This is a genomic window from Bradyrhizobium betae (assembly GCF_050632175.1).
In the GTDB taxonomy this organism is placed as follows: Bacteria; Pseudomonadota; Alphaproteobacteria; order Rhizobiales; family Xanthobacteraceae; genus Bradyrhizobium; species Bradyrhizobium betae_B.
Window position 1 is genome coordinate 2,332,603 of sequence record NZ_CP192576.1, and the last position, 15,231, is coordinate 2,347,833.

General features: G+C 64.2%; 14 protein-coding genes and 1 pseudogene. 9 read left to right on the forward strand and 6 right to left on the reverse strand.

The features are described from left to right. Positions 1-81 precede the first annotated feature (81 nt). The 3 genes from modA to modC are packed head-to-tail and all read left to right on the forward strand — an operon-like array spanning position 82 to position 2,245. Entirely contained in the window at positions 82-864 is a 783-nt protein-coding gene (gene modA, locus ACQ86E_RS11345; protein WP_431205460.1) for a molybdate ABC transporter substrate-binding protein, read from the forward strand. A 20-nt stretch (positions 865-884) separates the two neighbouring features. Next, on the forward strand, positions 885-1,580 hold the full coding sequence (gene modB, locus ACQ86E_RS11350) for a molybdate ABC transporter permease subunit (RefSeq protein ID WP_014439365.1): 696 nt from the start codon (positions 885-887) through the stop codon (positions 1,578-1,580). A gap of 2 nt (positions 1,581-1,582) precedes the next feature. Beyond that, positions 1,583-2,245 (forward strand): molybdenum ABC transporter ATP-binding protein, encoded by a 663-nt coding sequence (modC, locus tag ACQ86E_RS11355; RefSeq protein WP_431205461.1) that lies wholly within the window; start codon positions 1,583-1,585, stop codon positions 2,243-2,245. Between the two features lie 45 nt (positions 2,246-2,290). On the opposite strand, the gene ACQ86E_RS11360 is transcribed toward modC, so the two are convergent. Next, entirely contained in the window at positions 2,291-4,084 is a 1,794-nt protein-coding gene (locus ACQ86E_RS11360) for a potassium/proton antiporter (RefSeq protein ID WP_431205462.1), read from the reverse strand. A gap of 210 nt (positions 4,085-4,294) precedes the next feature. Between ACQ86E_RS11360 and ACQ86E_RS11365 the strand changes: the two genes are divergently transcribed. The 4 genes from ACQ86E_RS11365 to ACQ86E_RS11380 all read left to right on the forward strand — a co-directional run bounded on the left by ACQ86E_RS11365 (position 4,295) and on the right by ACQ86E_RS11380 (position 9,138). Next, a complete protein-coding gene (locus ACQ86E_RS11365) occupies positions 4,295-5,611 on the forward strand; it encodes a mechanosensitive ion channel family protein (RefSeq protein ID WP_431205463.1) in 1,317 nt (438 codons plus the stop codon). A 120-nt stretch (positions 5,612-5,731) separates the two neighbouring features. Next, the gene (gene map, locus ACQ86E_RS11370; protein ID WP_431205464.1) at positions 5,732-6,550 is read left to right on the forward strand and encodes a type I methionyl aminopeptidase; all 819 of its coding nucleotides are present in this window, start codon (positions 5,732-5,734) and stop codon (positions 6,548-6,550) included. Positions 6,551-6,640: 90 nt separating this feature from the next. Continuing rightward, positions 6,641-7,354 (forward strand): RadC family protein, encoded by a 714-nt coding sequence (gene radC / locus ACQ86E_RS11375; RefSeq protein ID WP_431205465.1) that lies wholly within the window; start codon positions 6,641-6,643, stop codon positions 7,352-7,354. A gap of 125 nt (positions 7,355-7,479) precedes the next feature. Continuing rightward, positions 7,480-9,138, forward strand: a complete 1,659-nt coding sequence (locus ACQ86E_RS11380) for a hypothetical protein (protein WP_431205466.1) — start codon at positions 7,480-7,482, stop codon at positions 9,136-9,138. A gap of 172 nt (positions 9,139-9,310) precedes the next feature. Here ACQ86E_RS11380 and ACQ86E_RS11385 read toward each other — a convergent pair. The 5 genes and pseudogenes from ACQ86E_RS11385 to ACQ86E_RS11405 form a co-directional block, all read right to left on the reverse strand. Then, positions 9,311-10,004, reverse strand: a pseudogene (locus ACQ86E_RS11385) (AprI/Inh family metalloprotease inhibitor). After that, a complete protein-coding gene (locus ACQ86E_RS11390; protein ID WP_431205467.1) occupies positions 10,004-10,993 on the reverse strand; it encodes a 2-hydroxyacid dehydrogenase in 990 nt (329 codons plus the stop codon). The pseudogene ACQ86E_RS11385 and the gene ACQ86E_RS11390 overlap by 1 nt, the downstream one beginning before the upstream one ends. Continuing rightward, positions 10,993-11,811 (reverse strand): ABC transporter permease, encoded by an 819-nt coding sequence (locus tag ACQ86E_RS11395; protein WP_431205468.1) that lies wholly within the window; start codon positions 11,809-11,811, stop codon positions 10,993-10,995. Before ACQ86E_RS11395 ends, ACQ86E_RS11390 begins: the two co-directional genes overlap by 1 nt. Beyond that, positions 11,808-12,623 (reverse strand): ABC transporter ATP-binding protein, encoded by an 816-nt coding sequence (locus ACQ86E_RS11400; protein WP_431205469.1) that lies wholly within the window; start codon positions 12,621-12,623, stop codon positions 11,808-11,810. Before ACQ86E_RS11400 ends, ACQ86E_RS11395 begins: the two co-directional genes overlap by 4 nt. 104 nt (positions 12,624-12,727) lie before the next feature. Beyond that, positions 12,728-13,750, reverse strand: a complete 1,023-nt coding sequence (locus ACQ86E_RS11405; RefSeq protein ID WP_431205470.1) for an ABC transporter substrate-binding protein — start codon at positions 13,748-13,750, stop codon at positions 12,728-12,730. A 139-nt stretch (positions 13,751-13,889) separates the two neighbouring features. Here ACQ86E_RS11405 and ACQ86E_RS11410 point away from each other — a divergent pair, with 139 nt between their 5' ends. Together ACQ86E_RS11410 and ACQ86E_RS11415 are read left to right on the forward strand one after the other, a co-directional pair. Then, entirely contained in the window at positions 13,890-14,696 is an 807-nt protein-coding gene (locus ACQ86E_RS11410; RefSeq protein WP_431205471.1) for a creatininase family protein, read from the forward strand. A gap of 139 nt (positions 14,697-14,835) precedes the next feature. Next, positions 14,836-15,099: a hypothetical protein gene (locus ACQ86E_RS11415; protein WP_431205472.1), complete on the forward strand. Its 264-nt coding sequence runs from the start codon at positions 14,836-14,838 to the stop codon at positions 15,097-15,099. Positions 15,100-15,231 lie beyond the last annotated feature (132 nt).

Below are 15,231 nucleotides of genomic sequence, written 5' to 3' on the forward strand. Positions count from 1 at the left end.
GTCCGCCGATCGCGAACCTTACTCAACCAACGCCGTCTTGCGTGCCCTATTGGCGCGCACACGCGCGCATGGAGCGCCCCGATGTCCCGCCTTTCCGTACTTTTCTCCGCCTTCGTCGTTCTGGTCGCGGCTTTCTCGGCTGCCGCCGCCGAGGACAAGACCATCACCGTGTTCGCCGCAGCCTCGATGAAGAACGCGCTCGACGAGGTCGACGCCGCCTACACCGCCAGGACCGGCGTCAAGTTCAGCGTCAGCTATGCCGCAAGCTCCGTGCTCGCCAAGCAGATCGAGCAGGGCGCACCGGCCGACGTGTTCGTCTCGGCCGATACCGACTGGATGGATTACGCTACAGCCAAGAAGACCATCAACGAGCCGACCCGGGTCAACCTGCTCGGCAACAGCATCGTGCTGATCGCCCCGAAGGATTCCAAGCTCGACAACGTCACCATCGCGCAGGGCTTCGATCTCGCAAAACTCGCCGGTGACGGCAGGATCGCGACCGGCGACGTCAAGTCGGTGCCCGTCGGCAAATACGCCAAGGCGGCGCTGGAGAAGCTCGGCGCGTGGCAGGCTGCCGAGCCGAAATTCGCGATGGCCGAGAGCGTGCGCGCCGCGCTGACGCTGGTGGCGCGCGGCGAAGCCAACCTCGGCATCGTCTATTCCACCGACGCCAAGGTCGAGCCCGGCGTGAAGATCGTCGGCACCTTCCCGGCCGACTCGCATCCCGCGATCATCTATCCGGTCGCCGCGACCACGACCGCGAAGCCCGAGACCAACGACTATCTCGCCTTCCTGCGCTCGACGGCCGCCAAGACCATCCTGGAGAAATACGGCTTCAAGTTCCTGGTGAGCCCCACGACTTAGTTTCTTGCAACCCGATTTCCGTGCTCGACATCTCTCCTGCCGAATGGACGGCGATCCTGCTCTCGCTCAGGGTCGCCGTCATCGCTACGCTGGTGGCAACGCCGTTCGGCATTGCGCTGGCCTGGCTGCTCGCGCGGCGTGATTTCTGGGGCAAATCATTTCTCGACGCTGTGGTGCATCTGCCGCTCGTGCTGCCGCCTGTCGTCACCGGCTATCTCCTGCTCCTCACCTTCGGCCGCAAGGGCCTCGTCGGCGGCTTCCTCGCCGACTATCTCGGCATCGTCTTCTCCTTCCGCTGGACCGGTGCAGCGCTCGCCTGCGGCGTGATGTCGTTTCCACTGCTGGTGCGCCCGATGCGGCTCTCGATCGAGGCGATCGACCGCCGGCTCGAGCAGGCAGCCGAGACGCTGGGCGCAGCACCGTGGAAGGTGTTCTTCACGGTGACGCTGCCGCTGGCGCTGCCGGGCGTGCTCGCCGGCATGGTGCTCGGCTTTGCCAAGGCGATCGGCGAGTTCGGCGCGACCATCACATTCGTCTCGAACATCCCCGGCGAAACCCAGACGATTTCGTCCGCGATCTATTCGCTGATCCAGACGCCGGATGGTGACACGGCAGCGGGCCGGCTTGTGATCGTCTCGATCGTCCTGGCGCTGGGCGCATTGATCGCCGCCGAATGGTTCGCCCGTCGCGCTACGCAACGCCTGCACGGGAACTGATCATGCTGCGGGTCGACGTCGAAAAACAGCTTGGCGAATTCTCGCTCTCCGCATCCTTCACCAGCGAAGGCCGCGCCATCGGCCTGTTCGGGGCATCGGGCGCGGGCAAGAGTTCGCTGGTCAACATGATCGCAGGGCTGCTGCGGCCCGATCGCGGCAGCATCGTGATCGACGGCGAGACCGTGGACGACACAGCGGCCGGCATCCATGTGCCCACTTATCGCCGCCGCATCGGCTATGTGTTCCAGGATGCGCGGCTGTTTCCGCATCTGAACGTCGCGCAGAATCTCGACTATGGACGGCGGATGAACGGCCTCGCACCCGATCCGGCCCAGCACAAGCGCATCATCGACCTGCTCGATATCGGAGCCCTGCTCGATCGCCGCCCCGGAAAACTCTCCGGCGGCGAGCGCCAGCGCATCGCGCTCGGACGCGCGCTGTTGTCAAAGCCGCGACTGCTGCTGCTCGACGAGCCGCTCGGCGCGCTCGACGAGGCCCGCAAGCTCGAGATCCTGCCTTATCTGGTGCGGCTGCGCGACGAGGCCAACATCCCGATGGTCTATGTCAGCCACGACGTCGCCGAGTTGCGCCAGCTCGCGACGCAGATCGTGATGCTGAAGCAGGGCCGCGTGACGTCGTTCGGCGGGGTGAAGGTGCTGACGTGATGACCATGGCCCATCCCGCCAAACTCAATGCGGGTTGCGCCGCACCTAAACCCCCGCGACCGACGTCCACAGGTCCGCAAGCTTGCGCCGCAGCTCCTGCCTGCGCGTCAGCGGCGCGGGCGTTTCCTCGTCCTCCGGCAGACGCAGGCCGACGACGCTGACGCGGCCGCCGGAAATACTGCGTGCCACCAGGACGATCTCGCCCAGCGCGAGCTCGGCGCCCTCTTTCGGCGCGCGGTCGAGATGGACGTCGAAATAATCGGCCAGGGTCAGCTTGCTTTCGTCGTCGCTTACCTTCACGCCGTAGATCTCGGCGAGCTCGGCCAGCGTGTGCTCGCCGGATACCATGAAGTCGCCGAGCAGATGCGGATCAGGCGCCGAGCTCGGCTGCATGTCGACGAAGAAGCGGTCGAGCGACTCGGCCTTCTCCGGCGGGGCAAGCAGATAGATGTAATCGCCCGGCGCGATCGGATCGGCTTCCACAGGCGTCAGGATGTTCTCGTTGCGGATCACCAGCGTCGGCTTGGACCAGGACGGGATCAGGCCGCGGCGGAAATACAGGCTCTTTGCGCGAACCGGATAGCCAACCAGCTGCTGCTCGAGCTGGCCCGGCAGATCCAGCTCGACACGGCGTGGGCCACGCTCGGCGCGCGGCAGCGCGACATGCAGCTTGCGCGCGGCCGGCGCCAGGGTCCACCCCTGCAACAGCAGTGAGATGATGACGACGACGAAAGCGACGTCGAAATAGAGATAGGCCTTCGACAGGCCGACCAGCATCGGGATCGAGGCCAGGAAGATCGCGACGGCACCACGCAGGCCGGTCCAGGCGATGAAGACCTTTTCGCGCCAGTTGAACCGGAACGGCGCCAGGCACACGAACACCGCGATCGGCCGCGCGACCAGCATCAGCACGAACGCGACCCCGACCGCCGGCAGCACGCTTGAACCCAGCCGGCTCGGCGAGACCAGCAGACCGAGCAGCACGAACATCACGATCTGCGCGAGCCAGGTCGCGGCGTCGAGGAACGCCACCACTGAATTATGCGCGCGGGTCGGCCGATTGCCGATGATGATGCCGGCGAGATAGACCGCAAGGAAGCCCGAGGCGTGCATGATCTGCGAGCCGCCGAAGATGACGAGCGCCGCGGTGGTCACGAACGGCGCGTGCAGGCCCTGCGGCAGCGCGACCTTGTTGAGGGCGATGACGACGAGGCGCCCGCCGACGAAGCCGACGGCAGCGCCGAGCACCGACTCCTGGATGAACTCCATCGCCACATGGCCGGCCGAGCTCGATCCCAGCGAGATGTATTCGACCAGCATCAGGGTGAGGAAGATCGCGAAGGGATCGTTGGTGCCGGATTCGGCTTCCAGCGTCGCACCGACGCGCGGGCGCAGGCGCAGACCCTGGGTGTGCACCAGCAGGAACACCGCGGCGGCGTCGGTCGAGGCGATGACGGCCCCGACCAGCAGCGCTTCCGTCCAATTCAGATCCAGCGCCCACTTCGCGAACGGCGCCGTGATCAGCGCGGTCAGCAGCACGCCGACGGTCGCGAGCACCACGGACGGCGCGAGCACCGTGCGGATGCTGGCAAAGCGCGTTTTCAGGCCGCCGTCGAACAGGATCAAGGCGAGCGCGACGGAGCCGACCAGATAGGTGGTGCGAACGTCGTCGAACTGGAGCTGCCCGGGGCCGGAATCACCGGCGAGCATGCCGACCGCGAGAAAGACGAGCAGCAAGGGCGCGCCAAAGCGCAGCGCAAGCAGGCTCGACAGGATACCGGCCAGCACGAGGACGGCACCGAGCAATATGGCGAGGCTGACGGAGTCGAGGGAAGCCATCCACCTTCCAGGCTAAAATCGCGGGATTGCCATCCTTATCGTCGCAGCCCCTGCCCGCCAACCCATTTCTACCGTTCGCGGCAATCTGCCCGCATTTTGCGGCCTTAACGCACTTCACCTGGCGGTGTATCGATGGCCGGGCCGCTGTCTTTGTGGGATTCTGCGGCGACTTCGAATCAAATCCTTCTGCCCCGCCTCTCGACGAGACCAATGGACATGGACCTCAAAGACTTCATGGAGTTCGTGCAGACCACCGCACGCAGCGTCGGGGCGGAAATCTCCTCACCGTGGTTCTACCTGCAATTCGGCCTGATGCTGGCCGCGGCCGGCATCGCCTATGCCGCGGAAGCGACCATTCGCAGCCGCGTCGACATGACCTCGCTGGCGATGCGCTTGCCGCTGCCGCTCCGGCATTTTGCCCGGGTCATGGTCGCCAGCGCCTCGACGGCGGTGTTCACCCTGCTCGTGATCGTCTCCCGCGTGGTGATGTACCATGCGACCTGGCCGAGCCGCTCCTATCTCCTGATGGTCGCGGCCAAGCTGGGCTTCGCCTGGCTCGCGATCCGGCTGGTGACCTCGGTGCTGCGCAACGCCTTCATCGTCAGGCTGGTGTCGATCACCGCCTGGTTCGTCGCGGCGCTGTCCATCCTCGGCCAGCTCGATTCGACGGTCGACCTGCTCGACTCCGTCGCGATCGTGCTCGGTGGCCTCAGGCTGACGCCGCTGCTGGTGATCAAGGCCGGCGCGCTGCTGCTGATCGCGCTCTGGCTCACCAACATCGCCAGCAATTTCGCCGAAAGCCGGATCAACGCGACCAGCGATCTGACGCCGTCGGTGCAGGTGCTGCTGGTCAAGATCATCCGCATCGGACTTCTGACCGTCGCAATCGTCATAGCGCTCGGCACGGTCGGCATCGATCTCTCGGCGCTCGCGGTGTTCTCCGGCGCGGTCGGCGTCGGCATCGGTATCGGCCTGCAGAAGATCGTCGCCAACTTCATCTCCGGCATTATCCTGCTCGCCGACAAATCGGTAAAACCGGGCGACCTCGTCACCATCGGCGACAACACCGGCCGCATCAGCGCGATGAAGACGCGCTATATTTCCGTTGCCGCCGGCGACGGCCGCGAATTCCTCGTGCCGAACGAGGATCTGGTGACGCAGAAGGTCGTCAACTGGACCTATACCGACAAGAACACGCTGGTGAAGATCGCCTTCGGCACCAATTACGACGCCGATCCAAGGCTGGTGTGCAAGCTCGCCGCCGAGACCGCCGCGGCCCATCCCCGCGCCCAGAAGGGCAAGCCGCCGAACAGCATCTTGACCGAGTTCGCGGAGGCCGGAATGAAGTTCTCGCTGACCTTCTGGATCGCCGATCCCGACGGAATGGACAACGTCAAGAGCGACGTCATGCTGGCGCTGTGGGACGCCTTCAAGCGCGAGGGCATCCGGGTTCCCTATCCGGTCCGTGAAATCCGCATCCGCGGCGGCGTCCTGCCGGTGGAAACCACCGTAGAAGTCCCGAATTAGGCCGTTTTCGGGCGCGCGGCCAGTAAGCTCGGCTTGCATGCAGGCCCGCAGCCATTAGATTGGGACGTGAAATCAAGCCTTTCCGCGACATCGAGATTCGAGCCCAGAAGACCGCCCCGCATGAGCTACGTCGAAGCCTCCGATACCTCCCTGCGCAAGACCGGACAGATCAAGCTGCATGGGCCGGGCGCCTTTGCCGGTATGCGCAAGGCCGGTGCGCTGGTGGCCAAGTGCCTCGACGAGCTCACCGACATCGTCGGGCCCGGCGTGCCGACCGAACGCATCGACCAGTTCGTCCGCGACTTCGCTTTCGACCACGGCGCCTATCCGGCGACGCTGATGTATCGCGGTTATCGCTACTCGACCTGCACCTCGCTCAACCACGTGGTCTGCCACGGCATGCCCGGCGACCGGCCGCTCAAGGAAGGCGACATCGTCAATATCGACGTCACCTTCATCGTCGACGGCTGGTATGGCGATTCCAGCCGGATGTATTCGGTCGGCCCGATCGCCCGCAGGGCCGAGCGGCTGATCGAGGTGACGTATGAAGCCATGATGCGCGGCATCGCCGCCGTGAAGCCCGGCGCCACCACCGGCGACATCGGCCATGCCATCCAGAGCTTCGTCGAGCCGCAGGGCATGAGCGTGGTGCGCGATTTCTGCGGCCATGGCCTCGGGCGCATGTTCCACGACGAGCCGAACATCATCCATATCGGCCGGCCCGGCGAAGGCGTCCAGCTCAAGCCCGGCATGTTCTTCACCATCGAGCCGATGATCAATCTCGGCAAGCCGCATGTGAAGATCCTCTCCGACGGCTGGACCGCCGTCACCCGCGACCGCTCGCTATCCGCGCAGTTCGAGCATTCGGTCGGCGTCACCGCGACGGGCGTCGAGATCTTCACGCTGTCAGAGCGGCACGGCGAGAAGCAGATCGGGTGACCCTTCCCGGTCGTCGGCTCGACGTGAACCGGATTTTCCGCCGCAATTGACGGTTGCAAAAGCAGGGCTCCTTGGCAATGCTGGTGCTCGATGCCCGCCAAGCCCGACAACCACCAGAGCAAGCCCGAGGACACGCCGCATTATCACGGCCATCGCGAGCGGCTGCGCGAGCGATTTTACAGCGCCGGGGCGGATGCGCTCCGCGATGACGAGCTGCTGGAGATGGCGCTGTTTCCGGCGCTGCCGCGGCGCGACACCAAGCCGCTCGCGAAGACGCTGATCAAGACGTTCGGCTCGTTCGCCGAGGTCGTGCACGCGCCGGTGGCGCGCCTGCGCGAGGTCGAGGGCGTCGGCGAGGCCGCGGTCAACCAGCTCAAGCTGATCGCGGCTGCCGCCAGCCGCGTGACCAAGGGCGAGGTCAACAGCCGCAACGCGCTGTCGTCCTGGAATGAGGTGATCGACTATTGCCGCTCCAGCATGGCGTTTGCCGACAAGGAGCAATTCCGCCTGCTGTTCCTCGACAAGCGCAACCAGCTCATCGCCGACGAGGTGCAGCAGACAGGCACGGTCGACCACACCCCGGTCTATCCGCGCGAGGTGATCAAGCGCGCGCTCGAGCTATCGGCCACCGCGCTGATCCTGGTGCATAATCATCCCAGCGGCGATCCCTCGCCCTCGCAGGCCGACATCCAGATGACGAAAGCGATCATCGACATCGCAAAACCGCTGGGGATCGCGGTGCACGACCATATCATCGTCGGCAAGAGCGGGCATGCGAGCCTGCGCGGGATGCGGTTGATCTAGGCGCCGTTCTTCGACGCCACATCGAGCAGCTGATCCGGATTGGGTGCTCGGCCACCGGCGCTTGCACAATCATAGATCGTTGTGACTATAATATGCTATTTCCGTCGAGAGTTGGAGGGTGCGACATGCGGACCTATCTCAAGCTCATCGTTGCTCTAGGACTTCTTTTTCAGGTCCAGACCGGACTGGCGCAAACCCAAATAACCTCCGCCCTAAACGCGGCGCCGACAGCTCCCGCCAACACACCAGGAGCGAAGCCGCTGACGGGAGCCGAACAGGCCAAAACTCCAACAGTGCATCAGCCGACAGCAGCCGAACAGCCGGATACACCGGCAGCGAAACAACCGGCGGCCGAACAACCCAACGCTCCGGCAGCGAAGCAAGCGGCAGCCGAGCAACCCAACGCGCCGCCAGCGAAGCAACCGGCAGCCGAACAACCCAACACGCCGCCAGCGAAGCAACCGGCAGCCGAACAACCCAACACGCCGGCAGCGAAGCAACCGGCAGCCGAGCAACCCAACGCGCCGGCATCCAAGCAGCCGGCAGCCGAACAGCCCAACGCGCTGGCAGCCAAGCAGCCCGCAGCCGAACAGCCCAAGACTCCGCCCACACCGCCCAGCCCGAAGGGCTGCAACAATACTGCGACCAGTGATGCTGTCACCGGCAGCATCGTGCAAGCGACCGGCGAAAGCTTGCAGCGCAAGCGTTGGCAACCCCAGGGCGGCGTCATGCAGTTCACCCTGCGGACTCTCGCGACGATTCCACCGAACTCATCCTTCATCGTCTGTTTTCGATGGAAAGCGACGGCGGCCGAAAACAAGGAGGGCTTGTATGTCGACGCCCGCCCTGATCGGCTGGACCGCAATAACGACGGCACGACCTGGACGATCACCACGACCATACCGCGCATTTTCGAAAAACTACCGGACGACAAGAAGCAGGACTCTGCGATACCGCTGGTTCCCCTGGCGGACGTTCGGATTCTCGTCCTCAAGGAAGACAAGACTCCTGTCGCAGACGTGGCGACGACGATCGGGATCACCAACCCGTGGTTCGCAATCATCTATGCGATCGTAACGGTCATCACTGCCCTTTTCGTCCTGAGCTCCGTATCGAAGTGGCTATTGGCTGATACGAAGTTGGCAAAGGCGTCCTGGCCCCTGCGCATCATCTCGACCCCGACAGGACATGCCAGTCTTTCCCAGCTCCAGATTGCTCTATGGACGATCTTGGTTGCGGCATCCGCCGTCTATGTCATGGCGCTTTCGGGGGACCTGATCGAGATCACGAATGGCACGCTCGTATTGCTCGGCATCGCGGGAGCGGCCGCGCTCGGCTCGAAGGTGCATGACAACTCTCAGACTACCGGACTCCAAGCTGCTGCGGTCACTTCACAGAAAAGTGCGGATGAGGCCAAGATCAACGCGGACAAGATCGCCCGCGACACGTCTGCCTCGCAAACACAAAAGGAACTCGCCGCCAAGCAAGCGAGTGATGCGACCGAAAGAGCGGAGGCTGCCAAAGATGGTGTCGACAAGCTCTCAAATCCCAAGGCGCCGAGCTGGTATGACCTGCTCGTCAATGAGGTGACGCGCGACGGCGTAACCGGCAAAGAAGTTGACGTCACCCGATTTCAGCTGCTGCTGTTCACCCTTATTGCGGCTGCTTTCGTATTGATGAATGTCGTGACGACGTATGTGATCCCTGAAATACCGACTGGCTTCCTCACCTTGATGGGCATCAGTAACGGGGTCTATCTGGGAGCAAAAGTTGCGCAGAGCTGAAGATGGCACTCATGAGCTTGCCAGATCAATACGCAGACGCGAGGGAGCGTATCGGTGACACCAAGGTGAAGACCGCGATCACCACAGCCGGGAATTATTCTTATCCCCGGTTGCTCGGTCGATCGCTAGATCAAACGGGCCTAGTGAGATGGAAACGGTAGCGCCGCGCCGCCTACTGCCGCAGCATGATCAAGGGATCGGCGGTGTCGGGGACGCGCCGCCACTGCGCGTTGTCGTCGGCCTCGAACTGCCAGGCATCGCCGGATTTCGACATCAGGATGATCTGGCCGCGGCTCGAGGCGCCATTGCGTCGGGTTGAACTGCGCAATGGCCGCATCGCATCTCGGCTTGAGGAAGACCTGGAAATTGTCAGGGCCGGCTTCCGTGTTGGTCAGGGTCAATCCACAGACCGGCTGGCCGTTGCCACGCACCATCGCCCAGTCGCCGATCATCTGGTCCATCGACTTGGCCATCGAGCGGGCGGCGGCTAGGTCCTGCAGGATGTAGACGCCCTCGCCCTGCCGCAGGCCCTCGAAGATGCCGGCCTCGACCTCGGTAAGGTCGATCACGGCCTCACCGGTCGCATCCTGCAAACGAACGATGTCGAGACCCCTGACGCTCCAGGCCACGATGTCCTTGGTGAAAGGCAGCGCGGTCTTGCAGGCCGGCTCCAGCTCGAGCTTGTAGCCCTGTCCCGCGGCGTCGGCCTTGAGGGTGACGACGCAGGTCTTGCTGCGCTCGGTGGTGGAGAGCTCCCACTGCCCGGGCATGTCCTTCTTCAGGGTCGACGCATCCTGCGCATGCGCAGTGCCAATCGCGGCGACACATGCCGCGATGACGGTTGCAGCGACCCGAAGAGCTCCCATCAGCGGCTCTTCGCCGGCGTTTCCGCAACCGGCGTCAACGGCGCCTTGCCGGCAAACCAGGCCTTGAGATTGTCGACCACGAGCTGATCCATCGCGTTGCGCGTCACCACCGAAGCCGAGCCGATATGCGGCAGCAGCACGACGTTCTGCATGGTCTTGAGTTCATCCGGCACGGTCGGCTCGGCCGCGAACACGTCGAGGCCTGCGGCGAGGATGGTGCCGGACTTCAGCGCCTGCACCAAGGCCGGCTCGTCGATCACCGAGCCGCGCGCAACGTTGACCAGCACACCGCGCGGGCCGAGCGCCTTGAGCACCTCGGCATTGATCATCTTGTTGGTGCTGGCGCCGCCGGGCACGATCACCATCAGCGTATCAACCGCCTTCGCCATCTCGATCAGGTCGGGATAGTGCTTGTAGGAGACGTCCTTGGACGGATTGCGCGAGTGGTAGACCACCGGCACCAGCGAGGCATCAAGCCGGCGCGCGATGGCCTGGCCGATCCGGCCCATGCCGACGATGCCGACCTTGCGGTCGCGCAGCGAGCCGACGCTGAGCGGATAGTTCTGGGTCTGCCAGAGGCCCGAGCGCACATAGCGGTCGGCCTTGATGAATTCGCGCAAGGTGGAGATCAACAGGCCCATCGCGACGTCCGCGACCTCTTCGGTCAGCACGTCGGGCGTGTTGGTGACGATGATGTTGTGCTCGGCCGCGTATTTGGCGTCGATGTGGTCGTAGCCCACGCCGAAGCTCGCCACCATCTCCAGCTTCGGCAGCTGCGACAGCGAATCCTTGTCGGCGCGCACCGTGTGATAGGTCACGGCCATGCCGCGGATCCTGTCGCGAATCGCCGGCGTCAGCCGCTCAAGATCACCCCGCGTCTCGGCCTTGTGGACGACGAAATGATCGGAAAAACCACTCTCGAGGATCGGCCGCACCGGTCCATAAATCAAAAGGTCGATCTTTTCGGACGAAATCGAACCGGCAGCCATCAGTTGTCCTTTCCAAGCGCGCTTTCATGCCAGCGCCGTAAAACGAGGTGGGAAACTACCGCCAGCACCCCATAGATGACAATCCCGGCGAGCGACAACAACAACAGCGCTGCGAACATGCGGGGTATGTTCAACCGATAGCCGGATTCGGCGATCCTGTAGGCAAGCCCGGATCCCGCGCCGGCGGTGCCGGCCGCGATTTCGGCCACGACCGCACCGATCAGCGACAGGCCGCCGGCGATGCGCAGGCCGCCGAGGATATAAGGCAGCGCCGCCGGCAGCTTCAGGAACCGCAGGGTCTGCAGTGGCGAGGCGCCATAGAGCTGGAACAGGCCGGCCAGGTTGCGATCGACGGAGTTCAGCCCGAGCGTGGTGTTCGACAGCACCGGGAAAAAGGCGACGATGAAGGCGCAGACGACCACCGCGGTCTGCTGCTCCAGATAGATCAGGAGCAGCGGCGCGATCGCGATCACCGGCGTCACCTGAAGCACCACGGCATAGGGGAACAGCGAATATTCCACCCATTTCGACTGGTTGAACAACAGCGCCAGTGCGATCCCGCCGATGCTGGCGGCGGCAAACCCTTCGAGCGTCGTCAGCAGCGTGGCGGCGAGCGATTGTGACAACACCGCCCAATCCTTGACCAGCGTCAGGACAATGACGGAGGGCGCCGGCAGCACGTAGGGCGGAATCTCCCTGATGCGGACCACGCATTCCCAGGCGAGAAGGCCGGCCGCGAACACGATGACGGGGAGCACGAAGCGCGCCGCGCGCTGCACGCCGGCGGATGTTGCGGTGACGGTGGCTGGCGCGTTCATAGCGTCGACTGCCCCGAATAGGATGGCGCCAGCGCGGCCGACACGCGGCGGCAATAGTCGGAATAGGCGGTCGAGGTGCGAAACTCCTCTCCGCGCGGCTCGACCGTCTCGATGCGGATGTCGGCCTGGATGCGGCCGGGCCGCGCCGTCATGACCACGACGCGCTGCGACAGGTAGACGGATTCGAACACCGAATGAGTGACGAAGATAACGGTCTTGCCGAGGCTGCGCCACAGCGCGAGCAAATCGTTGTTGAGGCGAAAGCGCGTGATCTCGTCGAGCGCGGCGAACGGCTCATCCATCAGAAGGATATCAGGGTCGGTGACGAGCGCGCGCGCCAGCGACACCCGCATCTTCATGCCGCCGGAGAGCTCGCGCGGGAATGCTTCGGCGAAATCGGCGAGCCCGACGCTGGCGAGAGCTTCGTCGGCACGCGCGCGGGCTTGCGCCTTCGGCACGCCTGCGAGCCTCAAAGGCAGCCGCACATTCTCGCGCACACTGGCCCAGGGCATCAGGGTCGGCTCCTGAAATACGAAGCCGATACCATGGCCGGGCTGTGCGTCGCTGTCATGGCGCGCCACCCGCACGGTGCCTGATGACGGCGCGCTGAGCTCCGCGATCAGCCGCAGCGCAGTCGATTTGCCGCAGCCGGACGGGCCGAGCAGCGAGATGAACTCGCCCTTGCGCACGGCAAGGTCGATCGGGCCAAGCGCCATGACACCGTTGTCATAGGCCTTGGTTACGCCGCGCAGGCTGACGGCGAGCGCCGTCAGGCCGGCCGCGGCCCCGGACGAGGTTTTGCGCTCTACCATTGATCGCCGGTCGTGGCGGGGCTCTGTCGAGCCGCGATCTTCACCTCTCCCCAGCGGGGAGAGGTCGGCGATGCCGCGCCAGACTTTTCCGATCTCAACATGCGTTACGGCTTGTTGGGGCGCAGCTCGACGCCGACGCCTTTGTTGACGAAGCGCAGCGTGTAGGACTTGCGGAAGTCGAGATCGGGCTTCACGACGCCGGCCTTCACCATCTTGTTGAAGAAGGAGGTGTAGCGATCGTCGCTCATCGCGCCGATGCCGTTCCTCACGCTGTCGCCGGAGTCGACGATGCCGTACTCCTTCATCTTCGCGACGGAATAGGCCAGCAGTTCGTCGGTCATTTCCGGATTGAGCTTCTTGATCATGGCATTGCCGGCCGAATTGTCGCCGTAGATGTAATTGTACCAGCCGACCATGGAGGCATCGACGAAACGCTGCACCAGATCCGGCTTCTTCTCGACCGTGTCGCGGCGGGCCTCGATCAGGGTCGAATAGGTATTGAAGCCGGAATCGGCGAGCAGCAGCACGTTGGGCTTGAAGCCGGCGGCCTTCTCGACCGCGAAAGGCTCGGAGGTGACGTAGCCCTGCATCGCGCTCTTGGGATTGGCGATGAAGGGCTGCGGATTGAAATTGTAGGGCCGCACGTTCTTCTCGCTGAAACCGTATTCCGATTTCAGCCACTGGAAGTAGCTGGTCATGCCCTCCTTGGAGACGAACAGCGTCAACGGCTTGAGGTCCTCGATCCTGGCGACCTTGGCGTCGGGCTGCGTCAGCATCACCTGCGGGTCTTTCTGGAAGGTCGCGGCGATCGTCACGACGGGAACGTTGTTGGCGACCGCATCGAACGACATCAGCGTGTTCGCGGCCATGAAGAAATCGATCTTGCCGGCGACCAGCAGCATCCGGTTGTTTTCGTTGGGGCCGCCGGGGATGATGGTGACGTCGAGCCCGTATTTCCTGTAGGTGCCGTCGGCGACCGCCTGGAAGAAGCCGCCATGCTCGGCCTCGGCGACCCAGTTGGTGCCGAAGGTGACCTTGTCCAGCGTCTCGGAACGTGCCGGGACCGTCGAGACCAAAGCGGCCATCAAGCACGCTGTTAACGCTCGCCGCAGATGAGAGGGGCTCATAATGGCACTCCGTCGATCGCTTCTAGCCGATGCCAGTCCAACGCGATAAAACCGCAAGATATCAGGGGACGCGAGCCGGCCTGGCCCGCGTCCCCTGATAAACCCAAATTACGCGACAAATTCGGGCAAAGAAACCTTGATGACGCCTTCCCGCGACTGGGCCGAGATTGGCTGGGCCGATGCTGCACCCACCGAGGTTTCGCGCTGGATCGCGGTGCTGCCGCTGGCGGCGACCGAGCAGCACGGCCCGCATCTGCCTGTTACCACCGACGTTCTGATCGCGGACGCCTATCTGGCGCGCGTGCGTGAGCTTTTGCCCGCGAGCGTTCCGGCGACGTTCCTGCCCGTTGAACCGATCGGGATTTCCACCGAGCATATCGACTATCCGGGCACGCTGACGCTGCCGACCGACGTCGCGCTGAAGCGATGGACCAGGATCGGCGAGGACATCGCGCAACGCGGGGTGAAGAAGCTCGTCATCATCACCAGCCATGGCGGCAACAGCGCGGCAATGATGCTGATCGCGCAGGATCTGCGCGCGCATCAGAAGCTGTTCGTGGTCACGACCTCGTGGTCGCGGCTATCAGGCGCGGACACGTTGTTCCCGGCCGATGAAGTTCGCCATGGCATTCACGGCGGCGCGGTCGAGACCTCGATCATGCTGGCGCGCTATCCCGACCAGGTGCGCAGCGATGCCGTTGCGGATTTTCCCGCAAGCAGCATCGCACTGGAGAAGCAGTATCGCTGGCTGTCGACGCAGCGGCCGGCGCCGTTCGCCTGGCAGACGCAGGATCTCAACGCCAGCGGCGCGGTCGGCAATGCGACGCTGGCCGTGGCCGAGAAGGGCGAGCAGCTCATCGATCAAGGCGCGACGGCCTTCTGCGAATTGCTGGCCGAGGTCGATAACTTCGACGTGAACAGGCTCGCAAAAGGCCCCCTGGGCTAGGTCGCATCCTCCTGAATCTATTCGGGAAAGAGCTCCGCGCGGCGACCAGGACACATGCCTTCGAACCGGACGCGAGGAGCCTCCGTCCAACTGGGTACGCGGGCCACAACGGACCGCCTCAACCCGGATGGAGTTTCACATGTCGATCAAGACCAGGATTGCCGCCGTCGCTCTCGCCGCCCTCGCCGTCACCGGCACCATGGTGACCACCACCTCGCAGGCGCAAGCCAAGCCGCCCGGCTGGGTCTGGGGTGTCGGCGCCGGCATCGCCACCGCCGCAGTGGTCGGCTCCGCGATCGCCGCCAGCAATGACCCCTACTACAATGGCTATCACCGCTGCGGTTGGGTCGCCCAGTACAACGCCTTCGGCCAGTACATCGGCCGCGTTCGCACCTGCTACTGATCTGAGTACCTGAGGCCGATCTCACGTGGGTCCCGCGTCCGACACGGGCGCCTCATCCACCCCGTGTCGCGCCCCCGACCCCGCCCGGCTGTCCCCCCGGGCGGGGTCATTCATTTTGGACAGCAGGGAATT

What these genes read in the sequence shown, in the direction of transcription:
- modA (WP_431205460.1), top strand. Translation starts at nt 82, where the DNA reads ATGTCCCGCCTTTCCGTACTTTTCTCCGCCTTCGTCGTTCTGGTCGCG.
- modC (WP_431205461.1), top strand. Translation starts at nt 1,583, where the DNA reads ATGCTGCGGGTCGACGTCGAAAAACAGCTTGGCGAATTCTCGCTCTCC.
- ACQ86E_RS11360 (WP_431205462.1), bottom strand. Translation starts at nt 4,084, where the DNA reads ATGGCTTCCCTCGACTCCGTCAGCCTCGCCATATTGCTCGGTGCCGTC.
- ACQ86E_RS11365 (WP_431205463.1), top strand. Translation starts at nt 4,295, where the DNA reads ATGGACATGGACCTCAAAGACTTCATGGAGTTCGTGCAGACCACCGCA.
- map (WP_431205464.1), top strand. Translation starts at nt 5,732, where the DNA reads ATGAGCTACGTCGAAGCCTCCGATACCTCCCTGCGCAAGACCGGACAG.
- radC (WP_431205465.1), top strand. Translation starts at nt 6,641, where the DNA reads ATGCCCGCCAAGCCCGACAACCACCAGAGCAAGCCCGAGGACACGCCG.
- ACQ86E_RS11380 (WP_431205466.1), top strand. Translation starts at nt 7,480, where the DNA reads ATGCGGACCTATCTCAAGCTCATCGTTGCTCTAGGACTTCTTTTTCAG.
- ACQ86E_RS11390 (WP_431205467.1), bottom strand. Translation starts at nt 10,993, where the DNA reads ATGGCTGCCGGTTCGATTTCGTCCGAAAAGATCGACCTTTTGATTTAT.
- ACQ86E_RS11395 (WP_431205468.1), bottom strand. Translation starts at nt 11,811, where the DNA reads ATGAACGCGCCAGCCACCGTCACCGCAACATCCGCCGGCGTGCAGCGC.
- ACQ86E_RS11400 (WP_431205469.1), bottom strand. Translation starts at nt 12,623, where the DNA reads ATGGTAGAGCGCAAAACCTCGTCCGGGGCCGCGGCCGGCCTGACGGCG.
- ACQ86E_RS11405 (WP_431205470.1), bottom strand. Translation starts at nt 13,750, where the DNA reads ATGAGCCCCTCTCATCTGCGGCGAGCGTTAACAGCGTGCTTGATGGCC.
- ACQ86E_RS11410 (WP_431205471.1), top strand. Translation starts at nt 13,890, where the DNA reads ATGACGCCTTCCCGCGACTGGGCCGAGATTGGCTGGGCCGATGCTGCA.
- ACQ86E_RS11415 (WP_431205472.1), top strand. Translation starts at nt 14,836, where the DNA reads ATGTCGATCAAGACCAGGATTGCCGCCGTCGCTCTCGCCGCCCTCGCC.